The 20,952-nt window shown below is 65.2% G+C and carries 24 protein-coding genes and 1 pseudogene; 8 read left to right on the top strand and 17 right to left on the bottom strand.

The features are described 5' to 3' along the window. Positions 1-133: 133 nt before the first annotated feature. From LI337_RS06045 to LI337_RS06055, 3 genes are all read left to right on the top strand, one after another. Positions 134-916: an aldo/keto reductase gene (locus LI337_RS06045; protein ID WP_227229429.1), complete on the top strand. Its 783-nt coding sequence runs from the start codon at positions 134-136 to the stop codon at positions 914-916. Between the two features lie 118 nt (positions 917-1,034). Next, positions 1,035-1,808 (top strand): hypothetical protein, encoded by a 774-nt coding sequence (locus tag LI337_RS06050; protein WP_227228880.1) that lies wholly within the window; start codon positions 1,035-1,037, stop codon positions 1,806-1,808. Positions 1,809-1,919: 111 nt separating this feature from the next. Then, on the top strand, positions 1,920-2,111 hold the full coding sequence (locus LI337_RS06055; protein WP_227228882.1) for a DUF7333 family protein: 192 nt from the start codon (positions 1,920-1,922) through the stop codon (positions 2,109-2,111). A 37-nt stretch (positions 2,112-2,148) separates the two neighbouring features. Here LI337_RS06055 and LI337_RS06060 read toward each other — a convergent pair whose 3' ends face one another. Both LI337_RS06060 and LI337_RS06065 read right to left on the bottom strand, forming a co-directional pair. Further along, positions 2,149-2,718: a hypothetical protein gene (locus tag LI337_RS06060; protein ID WP_227228884.1), complete on the bottom strand. Its 570-nt coding sequence runs from the start codon at positions 2,716-2,718 to the stop codon at positions 2,149-2,151. 95 nt (positions 2,719-2,813) lie between these two features. After that, positions 2,814-3,764 carry a phosphoadenosine phosphosulfate reductase family protein gene (locus tag LI337_RS06065; RefSeq protein ID WP_227228885.1) on the bottom strand — a complete coding sequence of 317 codons (951 nt, stop codon included), beginning with the start codon at positions 3,762-3,764 and terminating at the stop codon, positions 2,814-2,816. A gap of 192 nt (positions 3,765-3,956) precedes the next feature. Between LI337_RS06065 and trxA the strand changes: the two genes are divergently transcribed. Next, the gene (trxA, locus tag LI337_RS06070; RefSeq protein ID WP_227228887.1) at positions 3,957-4,367 is read left to right on the top strand and encodes a thioredoxin; all 411 of its coding nucleotides are present in this window, start codon (positions 3,957-3,959) and stop codon (positions 4,365-4,367) included. 186 nt (positions 4,368-4,553) lie between these two features. On the opposite strand, the gene LI337_RS06075 is transcribed toward trxA, so the two are convergent. The 4 genes and pseudogenes from LI337_RS06075 to LI337_RS06090 form a co-directional block, all read right to left on the bottom strand. Further along, entirely contained in the window at positions 4,554-5,345 is a 792-nt protein-coding gene (locus LI337_RS06075) for a hypothetical protein (RefSeq protein ID WP_227228889.1), read from the bottom strand. Positions 5,346-5,394: 49 nt separating this feature from the next. Then, positions 5,395-6,018 carry an HAD family hydrolase gene (locus LI337_RS06080; protein WP_227228891.1) on the bottom strand — a complete coding sequence of 208 codons (624 nt, stop codon included), beginning with the start codon at positions 6,016-6,018 and terminating at the stop codon, positions 5,395-5,397. A 116-nt stretch (positions 6,019-6,134) separates the two neighbouring features. Next, positions 6,135-7,313 (bottom strand): M24 family metallopeptidase, encoded by a 1,179-nt coding sequence (locus tag LI337_RS06085; protein ID WP_227228892.1) that lies wholly within the window; start codon positions 7,311-7,313, stop codon positions 6,135-6,137. Between the two features lie 251 nt (positions 7,314-7,564). Beyond that, positions 7,565-7,744, bottom strand: a pseudogene (locus LI337_RS06090) (DUF8145 family protein); the annotation flags it as partial. A 205-nt stretch (positions 7,745-7,949) separates the two neighbouring features. Here LI337_RS06090 and LI337_RS06095 point away from each other — a divergent pair. Further along, positions 7,950-9,608, top strand: a complete 1,659-nt coding sequence (locus LI337_RS06095; protein WP_227228895.1) for a potassium channel family protein — start codon at positions 7,950-7,952, stop codon at positions 9,606-9,608. Here the strand turns inward: LI337_RS06095 and LI337_RS06100 are convergent. Continuing rightward, the gene (locus LI337_RS06100; RefSeq protein ID WP_227228897.1) at positions 9,547-10,215 is read right to left on the bottom strand and encodes a DUF998 domain-containing protein; all 669 of its coding nucleotides are present in this window, start codon (positions 10,213-10,215) and stop codon (positions 9,547-9,549) included. The genes LI337_RS06095 and LI337_RS06100 overlap by 62 nt on opposite strands. 129 nt (positions 10,216-10,344) lie before the next feature. Between LI337_RS06100 and LI337_RS06105 the strand changes: the two genes are divergently transcribed. Further along, the gene (locus LI337_RS06105; RefSeq protein ID WP_227228898.1) at positions 10,345-10,533 is read left to right on the top strand and encodes a DUF5786 family protein; all 189 of its coding nucleotides are present in this window, start codon (positions 10,345-10,347) and stop codon (positions 10,531-10,533) included. A gap of 39 nt (positions 10,534-10,572) precedes the next feature. Here the strand turns inward: LI337_RS06105 and LI337_RS06110 are convergent, their stop codons facing one another. Together LI337_RS06110 and LI337_RS06115 are read right to left on the bottom strand one after the other, a co-directional pair. Beyond that, positions 10,573-10,878, bottom strand: a complete 306-nt coding sequence (locus tag LI337_RS06110) for a hypothetical protein (RefSeq protein ID WP_227228900.1) — start codon at positions 10,876-10,878, stop codon at positions 10,573-10,575. Positions 10,879-10,884: 6 nt separating this feature from the next. After that, positions 10,885-12,243 carry a hypothetical protein gene (locus tag LI337_RS06115; protein ID WP_380699636.1) on the bottom strand — a complete coding sequence of 453 codons (1,359 nt, stop codon included), beginning with the start codon at positions 12,241-12,243 and terminating at the stop codon, positions 10,885-10,887. 211 nt (positions 12,244-12,454) lie between these two features. Here LI337_RS06115 and LI337_RS06120 point away from each other — a divergent pair, with 211 nt between their 5' ends. Continuing rightward, the gene (locus LI337_RS06120; protein ID WP_227228904.1) at positions 12,455-13,348 is read left to right on the top strand and encodes a hypothetical protein; all 894 of its coding nucleotides are present in this window, start codon (positions 12,455-12,457) and stop codon (positions 13,346-13,348) included. Between the two features lie 129 nt (positions 13,349-13,477). Here LI337_RS06120 and LI337_RS06125 read toward each other — a convergent pair whose 3' ends face one another. From LI337_RS06125 to LI337_RS06150, 6 genes are all read right to left on the bottom strand, one after another. Then, on the bottom strand, positions 13,478-13,993 hold the full coding sequence (locus LI337_RS06125) for a SocA family protein (protein WP_227228906.1): 516 nt from the start codon (positions 13,991-13,993) through the stop codon (positions 13,478-13,480). A gap of 57 nt (positions 13,994-14,050) precedes the next feature. Further along, positions 14,051-15,073, bottom strand: coding sequence for a hypothetical protein (locus LI337_RS06130; protein ID WP_227228909.1), 1,023 nt, complete (start codon positions 15,071-15,073; stop codon positions 14,051-14,053). Positions 15,074-15,189: 116 nt separating this feature from the next. Next, positions 15,190-15,744 (bottom strand): hypothetical protein, encoded by a 555-nt coding sequence (locus tag LI337_RS06135; protein WP_380699634.1) that lies wholly within the window; start codon positions 15,742-15,744, stop codon positions 15,190-15,192. Positions 15,745-15,806: 62 nt separating this feature from the next. Further along, positions 15,807-16,397, bottom strand: coding sequence for a tRNA (cytidine(56)-2'-O)-methyltransferase (locus tag LI337_RS06140; RefSeq protein WP_227228912.1), 591 nt, complete (start codon positions 16,395-16,397; stop codon positions 15,807-15,809). A gap of 51 nt (positions 16,398-16,448) precedes the next feature. Beyond that, complete coding sequence (locus tag LI337_RS06145; protein ID WP_227228914.1) at positions 16,449-16,919, bottom strand: hypothetical protein; 471 nt, start codon at positions 16,917-16,919, stop codon at positions 16,449-16,451. A gap of 70 nt (positions 16,920-16,989) precedes the next feature. Continuing rightward, the gene (locus LI337_RS06150) at positions 16,990-17,691 is read right to left on the bottom strand and encodes a DICT sensory domain-containing protein (protein WP_227228916.1); all 702 of its coding nucleotides are present in this window, start codon (positions 17,689-17,691) and stop codon (positions 16,990-16,992) included. A gap of 131 nt (positions 17,692-17,822) precedes the next feature. On the opposite strand from LI337_RS06150, the gene LI337_RS06155 reads away from it, so the two are divergent. Then, entirely contained in the window at positions 17,823-18,755 is a 933-nt protein-coding gene (locus LI337_RS06155) for an NAD-dependent epimerase/dehydratase family protein (protein ID WP_227228918.1), read from the top strand. 41 nt (positions 18,756-18,796) lie between these two features. On the opposite strand, the gene LI337_RS06160 is transcribed toward LI337_RS06155, so the two are convergent. Together LI337_RS06160 and LI337_RS06165 are read right to left on the bottom strand one after the other, a co-directional pair. Continuing rightward, positions 18,797-19,138, bottom strand: a complete 342-nt coding sequence (locus LI337_RS06160) for a BsuPI-related putative proteinase inhibitor (protein WP_227228920.1) — start codon at positions 19,136-19,138, stop codon at positions 18,797-18,799. Positions 19,139-19,649: 511 nt separating this feature from the next. Next, positions 19,650-20,810, bottom strand: a complete 1,161-nt coding sequence (locus tag LI337_RS06165) for a S8 family peptidase (protein WP_227228921.1) — start codon at positions 20,808-20,810, stop codon at positions 19,650-19,652. Positions 20,811-20,952: the final 142 nt, after the last annotated feature.

The following is a 20,952-nucleotide window of genomic DNA, read 5'->3' on the forward strand; positions in this document are numbered from 1 at the left end:
GAGATCGTGCGAACCGCAGCCACACCGGCGAACGCGCCGGGTTTCACAACGTCTTTTCACACGCGGCCGCAACCCACGACCGACTATGACTCAGCAGACTCTCGAGAGTGACGACGTGCCGACGGCCAACGGGATGCCGATGCTCGGACTGGGAACCTGGGAGAACACCGACGCAGACGAGTGTGTGAACGCGGTGCAGACCGCACTGGAGATGGGCTACCGCCACATCGACACCGCACAGATCTACGGCAACGAGGCCGAGGTCGGCGAGGGCATCGCGCAGGCCGACGTGCCTCGGGAGGACATCTTCCTCGCCACGAAGGTCTGGATCGACGATCTGGACGCGGAGGGCGTCGTGGAGACGACCCGAGAGAGTCTCGACAAACTCGGCGTCGAGTACGTGGACCTGCTGTACGTCCACTGGCCGGCCCGCGAGTACGATCCGGAGGAGACGCTCGGCGCGTTCGACGACCTCGTCGCGGAGGGGCTGACAGACCGGATCGGCATCTCCAACTTCGAACCGGCGCAGGTCGACGAAGCCATCGAGACTGCCGAGAACGACATCTTCGCCAACCAGGTCGAACTCCACCCCCTCCTGCCGCAGGAAGAACTCCGCGAGCACTGCGCCGAGCGTGACGTGGAACTCGTCGCCTACTCCCCGCTCGCGCGCGGGAAGGTCTTCGACGTGCCGGAACTGCAGGGGATCGCCGAGAAGCACGACGCCAGTCCGCCGCAGGTGTCGCTGGCGTGGCTCCGCGAGAAGGGTGTGACGGCGATCCCGAAGGCGACCAGCGAGGCCCACATCGCCGACAACTGGGCGTCGCTGTCGCTCGATCTGGACGACGAAGACGTGGCGAAAATCGACGCCATCGACGAGACCGACCGCCGCGTGGACCCCGGGTTCGCGCCGTGGTAGACCGGCGACTCGACTGACCGACCGCGCCGCTGGTCCCCGACCGGCGACTGTCCAGAACGCGACGGCCGGCGATTGAAGCCACAAGTTTCACGTCGGCCTCCCGCACAACACAGTTCGTATGCAACCGGGGGCAACACAGCCGGGGCTGGTGGGGGCGATCCGGATCGACGTCCGGCGACTCCACGACACGTGGATGGAACTCGCCTTTCCCCGGCAGCTCGACGCCGAGGACACGATCATCGGTCGCTGGCGACCGGAGACGACACTGCAGCGAGTCGCCTACCTCGCGTGGTCGGCGCTCGGCGTCCCACTCGTCGCCGTCTTCTACCCCCTCCTCTTGCTCGGCTTCTTCGTCCGGTTCAACGCCACGCGACTCGACAGCGCGACGACACGGCTCGGCGTGGTCGGCGTGGTCGGCGTCTCGATCCTGGCGTGGGGCGCGCTGTCGGCGGTCGCGTGGCTCCGGAACTTCCCGCTCGACGGCGTGGTCGCGCTCGTCGCCGCGAGTGTCGTCGCCACGGTCTCGGCCGCACTCGGCGTCGTCTTCGCACGAGTCGGCGGCCGGGGAACGTCGGTCCTGCTCGCCTATCCGGCGGGCGTCACGGCGCTGTTCCTCCCGCCGGTCGTCGCCGCGCTCTACTCGCCGACGCTGGCGGGCGTGGTGTTTCCGGGCAGTCGGGGACTGGCGATCTGGCTCCTGCAGAACGTGCTGTTCGTCGGCGGCATCGGCGACCTGCTGACCGCGCGGTTCGACCTGCAGGGCATCGGCTACGTGGCGATGTGGGTCGCCATCTCGGTGCCGCTGGGCTGGGTGCTCGGCTTCGTCGTCACGCTGGCGGACGTGATCCGGCCGAAACGCGACGAGACCAGTGGCTCGTCGGCAGGGTTCTGACGGGGGTCGGACCACCCGAGCGAGACGGAACGGGACCCGAACGGGGGAGCCGTCGCCGGTCTCGTCGGCGTCGAAGGTAACCCTTAATCGGCCTCCGTCCTACGGTGCGGTATGGCACTCGACCTCACGAAGACCGCCGTGATCTTCGCCGCGCTGATCGCCGTCGGCGTCGGCGGACTGGCTGCATCGGGCGTGATGGCGACCGGGACCGTCCTGATGATGGTCCTCCCCTCGACCGTCGTCTTCGGACTGATCTGTCTCGCGCTCGGCGTCCAGTACGGCGAGTACCGCGCGGCGAACTGAGTCGCGCACCGGCGACCGACTTCGCCGACCGACTCCACTACTCCTTCGAGCGCGTGACGAAGCCGTCGCCGGTGACACTGCCGAGCGACGTGGCTCGCCCGCGAAGCGACCAGTCCCGGTCCGTCGGTTCGGCGAGTTCGGTGTCCAGTCCGCGGATCGCGGCGAGCAGGTCCGCCGGGCGGGCGGTCCCGACGATCACGGTCTCGTCTGCGAGTCGCAGGACGACGCCCTCCTCGCCGGCGACGTTGTAGGTCGGCGGGTCGCCGAGTCCGAGGTGGACGCCCCACCGACCGAACGTCGTCGCCGACCGGTGGCGGTGTCGACCGACACGCTCGATCCGTTCGGCGGGGATCACTCGCGGGTCACCGAAGGGCCGGACGCGGATCGACACCGCGTCGGGTCGGACCTCGACGACGAGTCGCGTGACCCAGAGGAGCACGACAGCCCCGACACCGACCGCGAGGAGGAGTCCACGAAGGAGGAGCGCCATCGGTTCGGCGATGCTCACCACGACGAGCAGGAGTGCGACGGTGACGACGACGAACGACAGCATCGGCTCGCGGAGTCGTTGCACCTCGCGGAAGCGGAGGGAGTCGTCTCGTGACATACGGTATCGTACGTCACGCGAGAGTATCAACTGTGTGGGTTACTCACCGAGAACCCGACAGATCAGCTGTCAGATCGGTCCTCTCGAGACGTTCGTCACATGTAGCCTAGGTCGCGAAGCCGTGCCATCAGGTTCTCCTTGTCCTGTGCGCGCCCTTCGCGTTCGGTCGTGCCCTCCATGTCCTGCAACCACGCCGGTGTCTCGCCGGCGGTGCCGGATCCGGACTCGGTGCCGAGCGACCGGAACCCCTCGAAGTACTTCGGCGAGACCGGGATGTCCTCGGCCGTGACGCCCTCGGGGAGGTCGTCGGTGCTCTCCGGGACGTAGCCCGCCGGGTAGTCCGGGACGGCGTCGGGGACGACGAACGACCACATCGCCTCCCAGACGGCGCGCTCGTCGAACTGCAGAATCGGATGCACGCGGTCGTGGGGCGGGTACTTCTCGGAGTCGTGCCGCGGCGAGAAGAACGTCTCGTCGGCGCGGGCCTCCTGTTCGTCCCAGCGCACGCCGGAGAAGATCCCGTCGAAGCCGTGTTCGGTCAGCGTCTCGTTCAGGGCGACGGTCTTCAGCAGGTGGTTGCCGACCAGCGTGTCGGCGTCGACGACCACGGTGTCCTCGTCGTACTCCAGTCGAGCGAGTTCGCGCCGGGTCGCCTCGGAGAGGTCGGCGACCGGGATCGCCTCGCCGGGTTCGGCGTCGAGACGGGCGAACTCCTCGTTGCGGGCGACGACCAGGTCCAGATTCCAGCGGTCGGTCCACCGGTGGACGAAGTCCGTCGTCTCGGCGAAGTGCTCGAAGTGGTCGATGAAGACGACCGGCGGCACCTCGTGGTCGAGTTCGCGGGCCACCTCGCGGACGACGTACAGCACGAGCGTCGAGTCCTTCCCGCCGGTCCACATGACGGCCGGCTTCCGGTACTGTTCGAGTGCGGTGCGGGTGACCTCGATGGCCTTGTCCAGTTTGTCGCCGAGACTCGGATAGTCGGCGGCCGACTCGCCGGTGCCGGCCTCGTAGTCCACGTCGAGGTACTCGGGGAAGGTGGGCATGTCCGGGTCGTCGGGTGCGAAGGGCTTAGTTAGTACGCAGATACCGCGTGTAGGGTGGCGTTGTCGGGGGCGGGACCGTGACACCGGTCGTCGCTCGACGCCGGTGACGATCCACGGGACACGCGGCCACCGGGGTTATCTTGTGCAATCTACACAAAACCGTTAAGTCGTCGGCGACCCAACTCGCTGTCGATGAGCGACACAGACGACATCGAGGAGATCAGAGCACAGAAACGAGAGAGACTCCTCCAGCAGACCGACGATGGGGCCGAACAGTCCGCGAAGCAACCCTCGGAACCGATCCACGTCGGTAGTCCCGCCGAGTTTCAGGAACTGACGAGCGAGGGGGTCGTCCTCGTGGACTTCCACGCGGACTGGTGTGGTCCGTGCCAGATGCTCGAACCGACGATCGAGACGCTGGCCCGCGAGAGCGCCGCGACCGTCGCGAAGGTAGACATCGACGCCCAGCAGGCCATCGCCCAGCAGTACGGCGTCCGGAGCGTCCCGACCGTGATGCTGTTTGCCGACGGCGAGGCGGTCCAGCGCATCGTCGGCGTCCGCGACCGATCGGCCTACGAGTCCGCCATCGCCCAGCACGCCTGATCACGTCTCGACTTTCTCCCTGCGGTCTCACTCGTCGAGCAGTGCGGCCAGCAGGCGGACCCGTGGCTCGGCTACTCCACCGTGAGGGACGCACAGGACGGCCGCGACCGCGTCACTGTCCGCGCTCGACGGCCGCAACCGCGTCGACCACCGACGACTCCACGTTCACTGGCTGAATCGCCGGAGTCAGACGAGCGTCCAGACGACCACGCCGACGTGGACCGCGACGACGCGGCCGAGTTCTCTCGCGGCACCGAGCGCGGGTGTCGCTGTAGTTCGCTCCGCCCGTGGCACCGCTGCTCGGCCGGGTGTCGACCCGCCGACCGCCAGTGCCACGAGGATACCGGCGACCAGCGTGGCGACGACCGCCGGTCGGGCCACCGCCGGGACGACCGCGACACAGGACAGGAGGACGACCGCGACCGGCAGCAACGCGGTCGCGTCCGCCTCGCCTCCCCGTTCGGTGGCCGCCTCGTCGGTCTGCCCGCCGTCCGAGTCCTCGGACGTCCCGAGACCTCGGGCGAGGAGGGTCGCCATCCCCGCCGTCGCCGCCACCTCGCTCGCCACGACGAGCGAGAGCGTGATCGACGCACCCGCCAGTCCGCCGAGGCCGCCGCCGCCCGTGCCGACCAGCGAGAACGCCCCGAGTGCGAGAGCGACGACGACGAGGACGACCGTGACGAGTCCAGTCCCGGCTTCGGCGTTCTCGCGCGCGGTCTCGTCGGTCGCAGACGTCGCCAGTGACGCCAGTCCCCGGAGGCTACGCGTCCCGGTCAGCAGGTACAGCGTGCCGAGGTACAGCGCCGGCGGCGTAGCGAGCGGCGCGGGGACGAGCAACGTGACGCCGGCGAGTAGGCCGATCACGGCACCGACGACCGGGAGCACCACCGGTGTCGTCCGGACTGCGCTCCACTCGTCGTCCATGCCGGCCGAGAAGCGCGTGAGTGCGCCGACCGCACCTCGAAGCGCGGTCAACATCCGGGTATCACCGGCGTTGCTGCCGTTCGGGGACAGCGACCGTTCCGTCTCACGCTCGCGCCTCCAGCCACTCGGGAAAGTCGGTCAGGGACACGTCGGCCACGTCGAGGAACACCGCGCCCGCGTCGTCGGCCCCGCCGTCGGTCGCCGGGTCGTCGCCGACGTGGACCAGCGTCGAGAGGTCGGTCTCCAGCGCGTCCACACAGGACTCGAAGGCGCGCCGATCCGGCTTCCGCCAGCCACAGCCGACACTGGTGACGACCGCGTCGAAGTCGTCGCGCGCCACCTCGGAGCGAATCAGCGTCCGCCCGACGAGTTCGGGCACTGCACAGTTCGACAGGAGTGCGACCACGCCGTGTTCGCGGGCGGCCCGCACCGCCCCGACAGCGCCGGGCCGCGTCTCCACCGTGGGATCGAAGGCGGCGACGACCGCGCGTCTGGCGGCGTTGTTCGGCGCGGCGACGCCGCGACTCCGGAGTGCAGCAGAGACGTGTGCCGGGAGTGGGACCTCCGCACCCGGCGGTGCGTCGATCTGTGGCTCACGATAGGCGTCGCCCCAGTCGTCCGGGACGGGAACGTCGCGAGCACGCAGTTCGTCGGCGACCGCCGCAGCGGGGTCGGCGGGTCGGTCGGCGGCCACCAGCGTACCGAACAGGTCGAAGGAGACTGCCACTGTCGAGTGGTGGGGTGACGGTGTGGTGAAGGTGGTGGTTCCCGGCGGACGGTCGGCGGTCGGCGACAGCGGTCGGCGGTCGACGGTCGGCGACAGCGGTCGGTCCCCCTGCGGGCTCAGACGACGTTCGACGCGAGGTCGCGCGGGAAGTTCGTCAGCCACTCGACGCCGTGGTCGGTGATGGCGACCGTGTCGGAGTGGCGGTAGCCGGCCGTGTCGGTGTAGATTCCCGGTTCGATCGTGTAGACCTGTCCGGGAGCCATCTCGGCGTCGGCGGGATCGTCGCAGTGGTCGGCCCAGCCACGGTCGATGTACGGCGGTTCGTGCCCGCCGAGACCGATGTTGTGCCCGACGTGGTGGCGCGCGAGGTCGGTGATGCCCTGCTCCTCGAAGTAGTCCCAGACGACCTGGTCGACGTGCGAGACCGGGACGCCCGGCCCGAGTGCGTCGATGGCGAGCGTCTGGGCTTCGAGCATCAACTCGAAGTAGTGTTCGTCCTCGTCGGAGTAGTCGCCGACGAACATCGTGCGTTCGAGTTCGGAGTAGTAGCCGTCGACGTTCGCGGTCGCACCGGTGATCAACACGTCGCCCTCCGAGAGACGCTCGTTCGGGGTGTGGCCGTGCGGGAGGGCGGTCTCCTCGGCCGAGATGTAGCCCGCCGAGACCGGGCCGTCGGCGCGTTCCCGGACCGAATAGCGGTCGCCGAGGGTGTCCAGCATCGCGCGGGAGGCGTCGGTCGAAGCGCGCTGAGAGACGGTCGCGGGGTGTTCGCCGACCGCGGTGTAGTCCGCGAGGTAGCGGTGGCCGAGGTTCGCCCACTTCGCGGACTCCCGGATGAGGTCGACCTCGGCGTCGGTCTTCTCCCAGCGCATCCGGGGGACCCACGACTGGGTGGTGACGGTCAGCGAGTCGGACAGCGCGGGGCCCTCGTAACCCATCACGCCCGGTGCGCCGTCGCTGTCGGCGGCGACCGTTTCCACGTCGAGGTCCCGGCACATCGAGACGATCACGCCCATCGGGTCGCCGCCGGGGTAGTCGAAGTACGAGTGGACCGCGTCGATGCGCTCGTTGGGGTCGACGCGTTCGACCTCCAGTCGCGGGACCGTGATCTCGACGCGGTCGGGCGTGACCGCCAGTGCGACCGGGCGTTCGGTCTGGATGTGGTGGAAGCCGGAGAGGTACTCGATGCTGGTGGCGTCGAAGAACAGCGCGGCGTCGGCGTCGGTGTCCGCGAGAGTGCCGCGAATCTCACGGAGACGTGCCGTGAACTCGCTGTCGGGGAGTTTAGTGGCCATGTCGGGTGGTCGCGTGGAGTCGGCAAAAGCGTCGGGGTGCCGGAATACGTGGGGTGTGAGTGGGACGTTTGGTTTGTGCGCCAGTGAGAGTATGTTGGATCGTGTGACTGTGGTTCTGCCGACACTGGGATGGTCGACTGCACAGCAACCGCGACCGCCACCTACGACGACCGAGTGACCGCTCCCGCGACCGACCGAGCCGAGCCCTCTACAACTGATTCGTCTGCGTTCCCTAGTGCGTTCCCGACTCGCTACACCTGTTCGTGCGTGTGATGGTAGAAGCGAACCATCGCCACGCCGTCCTGCGACACTGGCTCGAAACAGACCCGGCGATACAGGTCGTTGTCGAGCAGGTTCACCAGGAGGCCGGCGTCGTGGAGCGACACCGAGTCGTAGTCGGCGTCGCAGACCGGACAGCAGTCCGGTGCGTCCGCGGGGACGCGACTGACGCGCCGACGTGCCGGCGATCCAGTCGACTCGAGGTCACCAGTTTCCGCGACCGGGTCCTCCATACCCGAGGCAGGGACGCGACCGCGAAAACCGTTGTCCCGGTCGGTGTTCCGGCCGTCGACAACCACCGGCCACGGGCCAGACACTTCCACGGACTTTATACCCGGCAGGGCCAAGCCTCGGGCGATGTCGAGGGCCAAACGCCGCGTCGGGTACTTCCTCGTCGCATTCGTCGCGGCGACGCTGGTGTTCACGGTCGCCTACCAGGTCGGGATGACCGTCCTGGAGGGCCAGCCCCGGACGTTCACCGAGTCGCTGCTGGTCGTCGTCGAGACGTTCACGACGACCGGCTACGGCGAGGACGCCGGCCAGTGGTCCACGCCGACGCTCCGCATCCTGATGATCGTGATGCAGTTGACCGGCGTCGGCCTGCTCTTCACGACCTTCCCGTTCATCCTCGTCCCCCTGTTCGAGGAGGCGCTGGCGACCGACCCGCCGACCGACACCGACCTCGAAGACCACGTCGTCATCTGTACGTTCACCCCGCGCGGCGACACCCTCGTCGACGAACTCGACGCGATGGACGTCCCCTACGTGATCGTCGAGTCCGACCGCGAGACCGCCCGGGACCTGTTCGAGGACGACTACGCCGTCGTCCACGGCGACCCCGAGTCCGTCGAGACGCTCGAAGCGGCGAACCTCGAAGCCGCCACCGCGCTGGTGGCCGACGACACCGACGAACGCAACGCGAGTATCGTCCTCTCGGCCAACGAGGTCGCCCCCGAGGTGCGCGTCGTCAGCATCATCGAGGACGCCGAGGTGGCCGACTACCAGCGGTACGCGGGCGCGGATCGGGTCGTCTCCCCCCGGCGACTGCTCGGGGAGAGTCTCGCCAACAAGGCGACGACGTCCGTCTCGGCCGACCTGGACGCCATCGAGATCGGCGAGGACTTCGAGATCGCCGAACTGCTCGTCCAGCGCGGTGCGGACGTGGTCGGCCGGAAGATCGCCGACAGTCGGATCGCGGAGATCACCGGGGTCAACATCATCGGGGCGTGGTTCCGCGGCGAGTTCGTCAGCCCACCCGACCCCGACTCGGTGATCGACGAACACACGATCCTGCTCGTCTCCGGGCAGGAAGAACAGGTCGAGAAACTGCGCGACCTGACACTCTCGAAGGCTCGACGCTACCGACGCGGAACCGTCGTCGTCGCCGGGTCCGGCGAGGTCGGTACCACGGCGAGCGACGTGCTCGTCGGCGAGGGCGTCCCGACGACCGTGGTCGATCTCGAGGACAAACCCGGCGTGGACATCGTCGGCGACATCACCGACCGCCGGACGCTGAAGGAGGCCGGTGTCGCCGACGCCCGGAGCGTGCTCCTCGCCTTGGACGACGACACGACGACCATCTTCGCCGCGCTGGTGGTCAACCAGTTCTCCCCACAGACGGAGATCATCGCCCGCGCGAACGAACGCGAGAGCGTGAGCAAACTCTACCGGGCCGGCGCAGAGTACGTCCTCGCGCTCTCGACGGTCAGCGGTCGCCTGCTCGCCTCCCAACTGCTGGACGAGGAGGTCATCTCGCCGAGTACGCAGGTGGACGTGGTCCGGACGAAAGCGCCCGGTCTCGCGGGCCAGAGTCTCGTACAGGCCGACGTGCGCGCGCGGACCAACTGCACCGTCATCGCCGCCGAACGCAACGGCGACCTGATCACCGACGTCGGCCCGGACTTCGTCGTCAGAGCGACCGACGACCTGATCGTCGCCGGCATCGACGCGGACATCAATCGCTTCGCAGAACTCGCCGATGCAGGCGGGACAGAGCCGCAGGACGACTCGGACTGACTCCCCACAACCACGCGGTCAACGCCAGCGCCCCGACCGTCTCCGGAATCGCCAACCCCGGCCCGAGTCTGAACCCCTGTGCCCACGCGAGCCAGTAGCCGATGTGGCCGACCGCCAGCAGCAGCGCGACCTGTCCGGCAGCCTGCCGGACGCGTCTGAGTCCGTCGACCGCGAGTGTCGCCGTCAAGCCGAGGTAGAACCCGACCGCGACGGAGAAGTGCGGTTCGACCGTCGTGCCGCCGAGCGAGAGGCGGGCGGGGATCGGAAAGACGCCGATCAGTGCCATCGAGAGTGCCGAGGCGGTGAAGAGAACGGCGACCAGCCGACCGGCGAGGCCGTCGAGGAGACCGCGGTCCGGCGACGACGACCGACTCGCGGTGTCGGCCCACAGCGCGAGGCCGTAGGGCACCGCGAGCAGACCACCGACGACGAGTCCGTAGTTGAACAGCGGCGCGACGGCGGAGGTAGCTGTGACGCCGAGTTCCGAGAGCGCGTCGTCGGTCCACGAGAACCACGGCGCGAGCAGGGTCGCGAGCAGGATACACCCGAGCGAGACGACCGGCGCGACGGTCCCGGACAGGCGAGCGAGGCGGAGTCGGTCTGGCATCGCCGGCGGTTCACGGTCGAGGCGGGTATGTCTACTGCTGTCGGCTCCCCTCGGTGTGCCGACTGGTGTCACCCACCCAGCAGGTGGTGGACCGGCCCGTTTTTGTTGCTTCGGGAGAGACGTGGGAGTATGGGCTTCGGGAGCTACGACGAGTCAGAGCAGGAGAACCAACAGAGTGACACCGACCTCGACGACAGCGACGGTGTCTCGGTCCACCAGAACGACCACGACGGCAAAGCCACCTTCGAGACCGGTGCGTCGAACGAGGAACTCATCGACCAGTTGCAGTCGATGAAAGACGACGGCGACGACGAGTAGTCCCGCGACTCACTCCCCGCGACTCGACTCCCTTCTGTTTCAGGTGACACCGGCGTACAGCAGCAGGAACCCGAAGTAGATCAGCACCAGCAGTCCCAGCGCCACGATCCGGAACCGCCGGAGGTCCGGTTCCTCTGCCCGGTACGCCTCGACGAACGCCTCCTGGTCCGCCTCCGTCAGTGACTCGTAGTGTGCCAGTCCCCGGTGGAGCGTCAGCGACTCGGCGTCGGAAAACGGTCGCCCGCAGTAGTCGCAGGTCTCCGGTGTCTCGTCCGGTGGGACGGCGGTCTGGTCGTCTGCGGCGGTCGGGCGTGAGCCTCGGTCGGGCGTGGTGTCGTCGAGCATGGCAGGTCAGAGGAACGGCGGTTCGACGGGCGGTTCCGAGACGATCCAGAGACTGATCATCGTGTACAGCACCATGACCAGCGTGATCCCGTACTGGCTCCGGACGGCGTCCATCCGGCGCGGGAACAGTTCGTAGGCGGTCGCGTGGGCGACCCAGATCGCCAGCAGGTGGCCCAGGAGGACGAAGGCGAGTTCCAGTCCGCCGAACCACCCCGGCAGTGCCGCCAAGATCGGCGGGTTCTGAAGCGGGTCGACCGGTGAGGCGAGCACCGAGAGGAGGTTCGGCAGGAGTGTCAGGACGTACCCGAGATTGTGCGCGAGGTGGTAGCCCGCCGCGATCGGCAGGAGTGACGGTGCGAATCGGCGGGCGAGATACGCGGTCGTGAGGTACGTCCCGCCCCGTTCGCGGGCCGATCGGTTGGCCAGCCAGAAGACGCCGAGGAAGGCGGCGAAGCCGAGGAGGAACACGCCGAGGTAGACGGCGAGCGGCGGGACCCCGACCCCGACGACCGCCCGGGCGAAGTCGGCCCACGGGCCGGTACCGACGAAGCCGTCGTAGGTGGTCACGAACAGCAGGCAGACCACGAACGCCACCTCGTCCACCCCGGTCACGAGGCGTTCCTCGGTGAGCGACATCGCGGGCAGGCGGAGTTCGAGGTTCCCGGACTCGTCGCGGCCGAGTGGCGCGACCCGGCCGTAGTACCGGAACACCCGCGAGACCGGATCGACGCGGGCGAAGTAGGTGTCGGGGCCGACGACCAGCGCGCCGACGAGCGTCACCGCGCAGTAGCCCGCGACGGTGGTAGCCAGCAAGGTGGGTTCGTCCGCGAGAGGGCTGATCACCTCGATCCAGATGAGCGCCAGCAGGCCGGCCACGCTGGGCCACGCGCCGAGTCGGTCGGGGTAGTCGTAGTCCAGCGACGGGAGCAGTTCGGCGACGGTCCGCACGGGGTTGATCGCGGGCCAGGAGTTCCCCAGCAAGTAGGTCGACCCGACGTAGCCGCCCCACCACGCGACCCAGACGAGCAGGATGGCGAGGTTCCGCCGGGGGGTGTCCGGGCCGAGGAAACCGAAGTAGAGGATCGCTGTGAGGGCAGAGAGACCGAAGAGTTGGCCCGCGAGTCGGAGCGCGCGACCGAGGATGTCGGGGGGTGTGATGTCCTCGCCCCAGTCGTGGATCGACCGGATGAACGCCCGGTCGGTGACGAAGGAGGCGAGCAGGAAGGAGGCACCGACGGTCCCGCCGCCGGTAGCGAGAAAGAGCCACGTCGGAATCGCGAGGTCGCGCGCGGTGGCGGCTCTGAGTGCGCCGCTGTGCGCGATGGCGGGGGTGGCGAGGAGCGTGACGCCGAGGAGTGCGAGCAGGAGGGAGACGAGTCTGGCGAGTCGTGTGGTGTCGGCTCGACTCGGTGTGGTCTCGCGGAGTCGGCGTCGCATCACCCGGAGTTAGGCGAGGGTGTGGGTGTAGGTTTCGGAATCGGAGTACACTAAGAAGTTCGCTCTGACAGGACACAGAATGTATGAACGCTAGGTAAGTTATTTATATCAACATCTACTACTTTTCGTAGGTCCCACTATGAGTGAAGTAGAATTCTACATAGCTCGCATTGAGTTCGATCAGCAATTAACTCTATTCGCAGGCTACAACTCAGAAAATACAGAACAGGATTTATTCTACGAAGAGATGATGGCGTTTACTGACAGGAATACTAGAGTCTATCCGCCAGAAGACGACGATGAAGAAGAAGAGCCAGAAAATGAGTGGTTCTTCGGAGACGTTCGAGGGAACAATATCATCAACAAATCGAATAGCTCGAATAGATGTATTGTTGGCAAGTTTGGGAAGTCTTACAGAAATGATCCAGAAATATACGACAGGGAAGAAGCAGACTTCGTAGAATCGGAGGAGTCAACCAAGGAGTCTGACTACTCAATGTTCATTATCGACCCAGTTGAGGAAATAATCATCTTTAATCAGGTTTATAGAGTACGGAATAAGAACTTCAAAGACAATTTTGAGAGGGCTTACGAGGCTTTCAGGAGCGAGGATGACGGATCAATCACGTTAAAATTCATAGATAATAATAAAAGTCTAACTGAAATACTGAGCGAGTACACTGTTACGGAATCTGAGCTAACGGTACACCCATATGCAGATGACGCCGAAGATCGAGTTGAAATTGAAAATCTCATGAACGAACTCGGTGCTAGAGAGTTTACTATTACTCCCAAAAGCGATTTGGGATTGAATACGGATTCGGAGTTTCTGAGGGATAGTGCGGAGTTGGTGGAAGAGACTGGAAGTGATTACGAGATTGTCTACAAAACGGAGTCTGATTTGAAGGCTGTTAAAAAGTCTGGGAAAGACAATGCGATTCTCCGTGATGATAGACCGAATAGCGTTGGTTGGTATGTGAGCCATGGCTCAGAATTGATAGAATATGCCCTTTCAATAGACGATGAGATTTAATTTTTGACGAATCGTACAATTAAATCGTCTTGATATTAGGGTTGATCCTGCCTAAGTCGTCATCATTCTGCGTTTGGAATAGGAGAATATTCTCTACCGCACGAGAAAGTTTTGAGATGTATATATCTATTACTGCTCTAATTTCGAGAGGTCCTTGCTCAGGCGCTCTTTATTCTCACCGTACTTGCTGAAATCCATCTTCTCTCCGAATGGGAAATATTCATACAACAACGTTGACTTACTCCACTCAGCCAACTCTTCATTGGAGAATCGTCCGTTCCGAACCATTTGGTTGGCTTCCTCAATTAATTTGAGAATATCGTCGTCTAAATTGGGGTCGCTATCTGGTGACGTGTACGCTGTCACCACTTTGCCGTGGTGAGTGTCTGCCTTCGTACTGAATTCGTGTTTGAGTTCGTCCAATCGCTCACTCAACTCATCAGAATATGCTCCATACATGTATGGCTTGAAATCGGCAGTCGTGAGACGAATCCAGTCACGGTCTCTGAGTGAGAGCAGTTCGGCCAAGTAGACAAGTTTCTGGAGTCGGTATTCGTGGAGGTACTCGTTCGTATTGATGAATCCCCGGATGACCTCGTCAAGAGACACGGTTCCGTCCTCCGAGGCGTATTCTGGTGAACTCATGAGCAGGAGTGGCCCTCCAATCCTATAAACATCTTATTCCCAATGTATTAACTATTTTCACGATTCGTTGGCTTCCGACGACTCCACTTGATTCTCGTCCTGTTTAACATCGTCTTTTCTGTCTACCGCAGTGGAGTACGCCGAGATCAGATACTCAACGTAGTGGCGCTTGTACGTGCCAGATGCATCAAAGAACACTAACGCACTGAATGCGGCTCCCAGTGGGACGAATCTATAGAACCGTGGCGGCATGAGAGAGAAGACGACTGGCTGGTGCTGAAAGAGGTCAGGAATCTGCGTCACATCAACGAGGAAGATGGTGTAGAGGGCGGCGAAAATGAACGAGACGACCCACATACTTCGACAGAACGAATACAGTGCTTGGAAGTGTCGAAACTGCGCTATTCCACTGTTTTCCAGCCGACTCGTGACGAGCGGGTACGCAGACATGATCTCTTCGGGATTCTTCCGAAGGTCGGTTCCGTAGACCGATTCGAATGCCGTGGCGAAGGATTCGAATCCGACACCTTTTGACTCTGTTTCCCACCGATCCTCGTTTTCTGGACTGAAGTTCCACTCTAGGTACTTGAAGAACAGATATCTGTGGCCGATGAGCGAGTCGTACATCCCCCAGTATCGACAGCGTATCCACTCGACGAGTCCGTTCTGCCAATTGGTTCGGAGCCTCTCCGAGAAGCTACCTTTCCCGTCAGGTCCTTCGGGATTGTAATCGGACCTCAACGTCGAGATGTTGAGTAATTCGGGCTGGTCGCTGTACAACCGGATCAGATTGAACGTCCTCCGTATTCGCTTAGCGACCCACAGAAACGATTTTTCAATGTTATCGGCAAGAGTGTGAATCCCCTGTCCGATTGTCAGCCCAGCGATCAGCAACAGGAGAAACAGCGCAGCGATGTTGACCAGTGTGATGTCCGAGCCACCGACGAACGGAACCCGATCACGAGGGAGAAGCGAAACGAGGCCGAGCGTGAATATCGCACCCGGTAACGACTTCCCGAACAGGTCGTAAGACCCGATGGATTGGATAACCTGACTCTGCGCTCGGGCCGACCCGGACATAGCTGTTGTGAACTTAGGCTAGAAACTACCCGGTAATAAATCGTGTCGTCTCTGTTGTAGTGTCCCGATAAGATCAAGTCTGTTTGAGAAGAGTAAACAGTAGCTTCGTCAGTCACTTACCCGATTTCCTCTCGCTCCTCTCCCTGCCGAACCACTCGCGTCTCACCACTCACCAGATCGACCACCATCGCCTGCCCGCCGTAGCCGTGGGTCTGGTCGTGCCCGCGAACCACGACCCGAGTCACGCCCTCGGGCACCGAAATCGTCTCGGAGCGCGTGAACTCCCGCGTCCCGTGGGCGTGGAGCAACTCCCGGCGGCCGAGTCGCTCGCCGCCGGTGGTCTCCACCTGCCACCAGTTCGCGTAGCCGTCTTCCCCGTCGTCGTCGTGGACGAGGGTCACGTCGAATCGGTACTGCCCGTCATCCTGCGCTTCGACCGCGACACCGACGACGTTCGCCTCCCGGAGGTCCAGCGCGGCCGAGGTCTGGCTGTCGGTGGCTGTCCCGGCGGTCGTCGTCGTAGCCGTCGTCTCGGCGGTCGCCGACCTCTCGGTGGGCCGCGTCGTCTGTGGATCGCGGGGCGTCCGGCGCTCCTCGGTGCTACAGCCCGCGAGCGCGACGAGACTACCGACGACCGCGGTCAGGACGGTGCGGCGGGGAGGGCTGTCGATCACGGGCGACGGTTCGACCGCGACACGCAAAAGTCCAGTCCGCGACTCGGGAGTGCGACCCCTCACTCGTCGGTACTGTCGGGAGTCGCATCCCCGGGAGCGTCGTCGGGGGGCCCGCTCTCGGCTTCCACGACACGTTTCCCGACTGCCTTGGGGATCACCTCGCGGTCGGCGTCCTCCCACTCCCGATCCAGTTCCCGGCCCTCGAACAGTCGATCCAGAAACACCGCCAGCGCCGCCACCTCCGAGTGGGGCTGGTTCGTCACGCCGACGTTCCAGTCGGCGTGTTCGTACACCTCGAAGGGCACCTTCTCGGAGCCGACGACGATCAGGAGTGGCTCCTCGGCGTGGGCAGTCCGAATCTCGCCCTCAACGTCCTCGACGCGTTCGCCGTACATCGTCAGGTGGACGACCGACCCCTCCCAGTCGCGGATCAGCGGTCGGTAGGCCTCGATCACCTCCGCCGAAAACGGCCCGCCGAAACGGTCGGTGATGTCCCGGACGGTCCGGGCCGACTGGTTCGCGTCGCCGACGAACAACACCCGGTCGGCCCCGAGTGCCCGCGCCGTCAGCCCGATGTGTGTCGTCATCCGGTCGTCGCGTCCCGGTCGGTGGCCCAACCTGAGGACGACGACCTCGCGTTCCCCGTGCATACCGGAGGGTGCCAGCACTGCCCGTTAGCGGTTTCGGATCGGGACAGTCGGTCAGAGTGTGGTCTCGTCGCCGACCAGACAGGTCTCGGGTGAGACCGTGAACAACTCGTCACAGTCGCCCCGAATGTCGATCCACAGGCTGTCGCCGTACTGGACGTGCGCCGAGACACACGAGGCAGAATCGTCCCACCGCTCTCCGATCTCTGAGGCCGACCTCGACGCCCACTCGCCGCCATCGACACGAGCGAACACTTCGTAGTCGCCCGGTGTCGTCCCCCAGTCACAGTCCGGAGCCGTGCCGAAGATACGGTCGTCACTCGCGCCACGGACCTCATGTGTCGATTCGTGGACCGTCTCGTCGTCCCGAGCCACGCGGAGGTCGAACCGATGGCTTTCGTCGGCGAAGTTCGACAGCCCGACTCGGGCGAGTCTGCGCTCCCGACCGAGAACGGAGTCCAGACAGCCGGCGGTCGAGACCGTCGCCGAGAGACCGGCAACTGCGAGAAATTCACGGCGGCGCATACCCGACCGAGTTGCCGAGTCTGTAAGTGCCTTCTGTCCGTGCCTGCGAACGACTCGGAGCCAGCCGCACTCACCCGCAGTACGTCGACTCCAGGTGATCGAGCACCGTATCGACCGTCTCCGGCCGGTAGCTCCAGAAGCCGAAGAAGCCCTCGTCGCGTTCCTCGGCGACCAGCGCACACTTCCGGTGGTCGTCGCCCCCGTCGAAAGCGACGAACCACGTGTCCTCTATCTCCGGGCCGACGTCGGTGTGGACCGTCGCGCCCGTCAACTCGGGGGACCAGTCCGGCCGCCCGTACAGGTGCAGGTCGAGGTCGTCCAGTTCCGCGAGCAGTTCGTAGGTCGTCGACTGCGCCCGGAGCGCCGAGAGCGACTGGAAGCCGACGTGGAGTCGGCCCTCGCCGACGCGCCACGCGCGGTCTTCGAACTCGTGTGAGGTGGCGAGCAGGTGGTCGCGGTCGAGCGACTGCGCCGTCGTGTCCGAGAGGAGTGTGAGCAGATCGCGGTAGCGTTCGTCCGCGAAGGTGGCGTGGCCCGGCGTGGTGTCGACTTCCGGCCCGTCGAGGGCCGTGAGTTCGGCCCAGCCGAGACAGCGGGTCCCCTCGGAGACCGTCACCGTCGGCACTGCATCGTCGGGCGCGACGAGTCGGTGGACGACCTCCACGTCCCGCGACTCGAACCGCTTCGTCAGGCCGGACGACAGCGTCGGCGCGTACACCGTGACGCGCTTCTCACGGTCGTCTACCTCGGCCACCAGTTCGTGCAGACTCATTCGGGGTGTGGGCGTTCGTTAGACGAGGGGGTTCATGACCCTTTTCCCGATTCTCCGAACCAGTCGACGGTCTCGGGGCCGAGACGCCTGCGATCGGAACACACTTGCTGACGACGCGTGCAGTGGGTGGCATGAAGCTCTCCGACAGACGGATTCTCGTCACTGGTGGGGCGGGTCTGATCGGGTCACATCTCGCGGGAGCACTGGCCGAGGACAACCACGTCGTCGCGGTCGACGACCTCTCCAAAGGGGAACGCGACCGCGTGCCCGAAGGCGTCGAGTTCGCGCGGGCCGACCTGCTCGACGCCGACGACGTCGCCGAGGTCGTCACCGAGGACCTCGACGTCGTCTTCCACCTCGCGGCGTACACGGACACGAACTTCGACGACGACCGCGTACTGTTCGAGGAGAACACCGAGATGACGTACAACCTCCTCCAGCGCATGGAGGACGTGGGCGTGTCGAACCTCGCCTTCACCTCCTCGTCGACGGTCTACGGCGAGGCACCGATGCCGACCCCGGAGGACTACGCACCCCTCGAACCGATCAGCATCTACGGCGCGAGCAAACTCGCCGACGAAGGCCTGCTCTCCACCTACGCACACTCGTACGATTTCCAGGTCTGGACCTTCCGCTTCGCCAACATCGTCGGCCCGTACCAGCGCGGCAACGTCATCCCGGACTTCATCCAGAAGCTCCAGCAGGACCCCGACACGCTCACCATCCTCGGCGACGGGCGACAGGAGAAGTCGTACCTCCACGTCGAGGAGTGCGTCCGCGCCATCCAGCACGTCGTCGAACACGCCGACCGCGATCTGAACGTCTACAACCTCGGGACGCGCACGACGACCTCGGTCACCCGAATCGCGGACATCGTCGCCGACGAGATGGGGCTCGATCCGAGCTACGAGTTCACCGGCGGCGACCGTGGCTGGGTCGGCGACGTCCCGAAGATGCGCCTGTCGATCGAGAAGCTGTCGGCGCTCGGCTTCGAGCCACAGCAGTCCTCCGACGAGGCGGTGCGGGACGCGGCCCGGGACCTGATCGGCGAGATCGTCGGCTGAGCCGCGCCGAGGCGTCGGCCGAGTCGTGCCGCGAACGTCGGTTACAGCGAGAAGGCGGACTCGGCAGACGCACTCTGTGCGTTGTCCGCGAGTTCGCCCCGGCAGACGAACGATCCACTGTCTGAGTCGTCAGCAGTCCACTCGGCGTCGTACGCGACCGACTCACCCGGCGCGAGTTCCTCGCTCCCGAGCATCTGTGCGAACATCTGGCCGTCCGACCAGCGCCAGCGCTCGGTGTCGTCCTCGGCGGCCCGGACCACGAAGTCGAATCGCTGGCTGTCCGAGAAGGTCAGGGAGACCGGGTCGTCGCCCTCGTTCGTGACGGTGAGCGTGAACCGCGCGGTGTCGTCGTCGGTCTCGACATCGAGTGTCGCAGCGAGCATACTGTGCCGGTCGTCGGCCGAGAAAATAACTCCGGTGGATGGCCGCTCGTGTCGTGGCAGTTCGGCACTGGGGGTCGGGCCTCGGTGCCGGCGGAGAGCGGGTTCGGAGGCCGACGACGTGACCCGTGACTGGCCGAGTTCCGGCGGTCGCGACCGCACCAACACCGCACCTCGGCCACCCCGCCCTCTCGCGTCTGGCGAGAGGCACGCTCTCGCTGACCTTCGTCACCGGCGCTTCCTGCCGGTTGCTGGCGAGACGTTCGGTCTCGCCCTGTTCGTTTCACTCACGAAGACGACGAAGTCGCACGCGCCGGACCTGTTCGGAATCGCACGCACCGGCCCTGTTCGGAATCGCACGCACCGGCCCTGTTCGGAACCGGCCTCGGAGCCAGCCCGTGAGAACGCTCTCGGGAACACAGGAACTGGGCTGGAGCAGTCGCGGGCGGGGAGGTCGGTCGAGGAGCGAAGTAGAGGAGCGACGCGAGAGTCGTGACCTCGCCGAACAGTGGGCTCAGAGGTCGTCCGAGGAGTCGAGACCGAGCGCAGCGGCGGCGTCGAGCAGGCCCGCACCGGACTCGTTTCCGGACAGGCCGACGTCCTCGGCGGTGCCGGCGAGGCGAGCCCGGACCTCGGTCGGTGCGTAGCCGGCGTCGATCAACAGGCCGGCCGCACCCGCGACGTGCGGACAGGACATCGACGTCCCGGAGAACTGCCCGTAGGTCCCGCCGGGGAGCGTGGAGTTCACGTCGACACCGGGGGCGGCGATGTCGACCTCCGGTCCGGTCGAGGAGAAGCCGGCGAGGCTGTCCGTGCTGTCGGTCGCGGAGACGGCCATGACCTCGGGGTAGGCGGCCGGGTAGCCGACACAGTCCGAGCACGGCCCGGAGTTGCCGGCGGCCGCGACCTGGAAGACACCGTTGCTGTCGGCGTACTGCACCGCGTCACGCAGGACCGACGACGACGTGGAGCCGCCGAGACTCATCGAGGCGACGTCCCAGCCCTGATCCGCCACGTACTCGACACCGGCCGCGATGTCGGAGTAGGACCCGGAACCGCGCTTGCCGAGCACCTTCACGGCGTGGAGCGTCGCCTGCGAGGAGACGCCGACGACGCCCTCGGTGTTGTCGATGGCACCGGCCGTGCCGGCACAGTGGGTCCCGTGGTCGTTGTCGTCGTCCCAGTCGAACCCACAGGACTTCGGTCCACCCTTACAGCGCGTGAACGCACGGCCCTCGCCGAGTACACCCTGCAGGTCGGGGTGGTCGGAGTCGATACCGGTGTCGATGATCGCGATGTCGGCACCGGAACCGGTCGTCCCGTTCGCCCGTGCCACGTCGGCGTCCACGCGGTCGACACCGTACGGGAGCGACTGCGCGAGGGCGTGCATCGTACCGTTCTCCTCGACGTAGCGGACGTCGCCACGGTTGCGGAGCCCCGACACGGCGTTCTCGTTGACGGTGATCGTCATCGCGCCGAAGCCGAACTCTCGCTCGACCGACGAGGCCGCACTCGCAGCAGCGCGCTTGCCGGCCGTCGAGTCGAAGCCGACGTTCACTTCGACGAGGTCGGATCTGCCGGCGGATGCCAGTCCGGTCAGCCCGGCACTGCCTGCGACGCCGCCTGTGAGCTTGAGTACGTCACGACGAGTCTTGCCCGTGTTGTTACCCAACATGGTACGTGTGAGATATGGACACGAGTTGATAAGGCTTGAGATTTGAGTTCAAATATAGTATTTTTGGCCAAACGTAACTAGATTGAGTTGTAACCGGAAAGAACCAGACGACAATTGTTACGAGTTGTTCGGTCTGATACTT

Source organism: Salinirubrum litoreum, from assembly GCF_020567425.1.
Taxonomy (GTDB): Archaea; Halobacteriota; Halobacteria; order Halobacteriales; family Haloferacaceae; genus Salinirubrum; species Salinirubrum litoreum.

What these genes read in the sequence shown, in the direction of transcription:
- LI337_RS06045 (WP_227229429.1), top strand. Translation starts at nt 134, where the DNA reads ATGCCGATGCTCGGACTGGGAACCTGGGAGAACACCGACGCAGACGAG.
- LI337_RS06050 (WP_227228880.1), top strand. Translation starts at nt 1,035, where the DNA reads ATGCAACCGGGGGCAACACAGCCGGGGCTGGTGGGGGCGATCCGGATC.
- LI337_RS06055 (WP_227228882.1), top strand. Translation starts at nt 1,920, where the DNA reads ATGGCACTCGACCTCACGAAGACCGCCGTGATCTTCGCCGCGCTGATC.
- LI337_RS06060 (WP_227228884.1), bottom strand. Translation starts at nt 2,718, where the DNA reads ATGTCACGAGACGACTCCCTCCGCTTCCGCGAGGTGCAACGACTCCGC.
- LI337_RS06065 (WP_227228885.1), bottom strand. Translation starts at nt 3,764, where the DNA reads ATGCCCACCTTCCCCGAGTACCTCGACGTGGACTACGAGGCCGGCACC.
- trxA (WP_227228887.1), top strand. Translation starts at nt 3,957, where the DNA reads ATGAGCGACACAGACGACATCGAGGAGATCAGAGCACAGAAACGAGAG.
- LI337_RS06075 (WP_227228889.1), bottom strand. Translation starts at nt 5,345, where the DNA reads ATGTTGACCGCGCTTCGAGGTGCGGTCGGCGCACTCACGCGCTTCTCG.
- LI337_RS06085 (WP_227228892.1), bottom strand. Translation starts at nt 7,313, where the DNA reads ATGGCCACTAAACTCCCCGACAGCGAGTTCACGGCACGTCTCCGTGAG.
- LI337_RS06095 (WP_227228895.1), top strand. Translation starts at nt 7,950, where the DNA reads ATGTCGAGGGCCAAACGCCGCGTCGGGTACTTCCTCGTCGCATTCGTC.
- LI337_RS06100 (WP_227228897.1), bottom strand. Translation starts at nt 10,215, where the DNA reads ATGCCAGACCGACTCCGCCTCGCTCGCCTGTCCGGGACCGTCGCGCCG.
- LI337_RS06105 (WP_227228898.1), top strand. Translation starts at nt 10,345, where the DNA reads ATGGGCTTCGGGAGCTACGACGAGTCAGAGCAGGAGAACCAACAGAGT.
- LI337_RS06110 (WP_227228900.1), bottom strand. Translation starts at nt 10,878, where the DNA reads ATGCTCGACGACACCACGCCCGACCGAGGCTCACGCCCGACCGCCGCA.
- LI337_RS06120 (WP_227228904.1), top strand. Translation starts at nt 12,455, where the DNA reads ATGAGTGAAGTAGAATTCTACATAGCTCGCATTGAGTTCGATCAGCAA.
- LI337_RS06125 (WP_227228906.1), bottom strand. Translation starts at nt 13,993, where the DNA reads ATGAGTTCACCAGAATACGCCTCGGAGGACGGAACCGTGTCTCTTGAC.
- LI337_RS06130 (WP_227228909.1), bottom strand. Translation starts at nt 15,073, where the DNA reads ATGTCCGGGTCGGCCCGAGCGCAGAGTCAGGTTATCCAATCCATCGGG.
- LI337_RS06140 (WP_227228912.1), bottom strand. Translation starts at nt 16,397, where the DNA reads ATGCACGGGGAACGCGAGGTCGTCGTCCTCAGGTTGGGCCACCGACCG.
- LI337_RS06145 (WP_227228914.1), bottom strand. Translation starts at nt 16,919, where the DNA reads ATGCGCCGCCGTGAATTTCTCGCAGTTGCCGGTCTCTCGGCGACGGTC.
- LI337_RS06150 (WP_227228916.1), bottom strand. Translation starts at nt 17,691, where the DNA reads ATGAGTCTGCACGAACTGGTGGCCGAGGTAGACGACCGTGAGAAGCGC.
- LI337_RS06155 (WP_227228918.1), top strand. Translation starts at nt 17,823, where the DNA reads ATGAAGCTCTCCGACAGACGGATTCTCGTCACTGGTGGGGCGGGTCTG.
- LI337_RS06160 (WP_227228920.1), bottom strand. Translation starts at nt 19,138, where the DNA reads ATGCTCGCTGCGACACTCGATGTCGAGACCGACGACGACACCGCGCGG.
- LI337_RS06165 (WP_227228921.1), bottom strand. Translation starts at nt 20,810, where the DNA reads ATGTTGGGTAACAACACGGGCAAGACTCGTCGTGACGTACTCAAGCTC.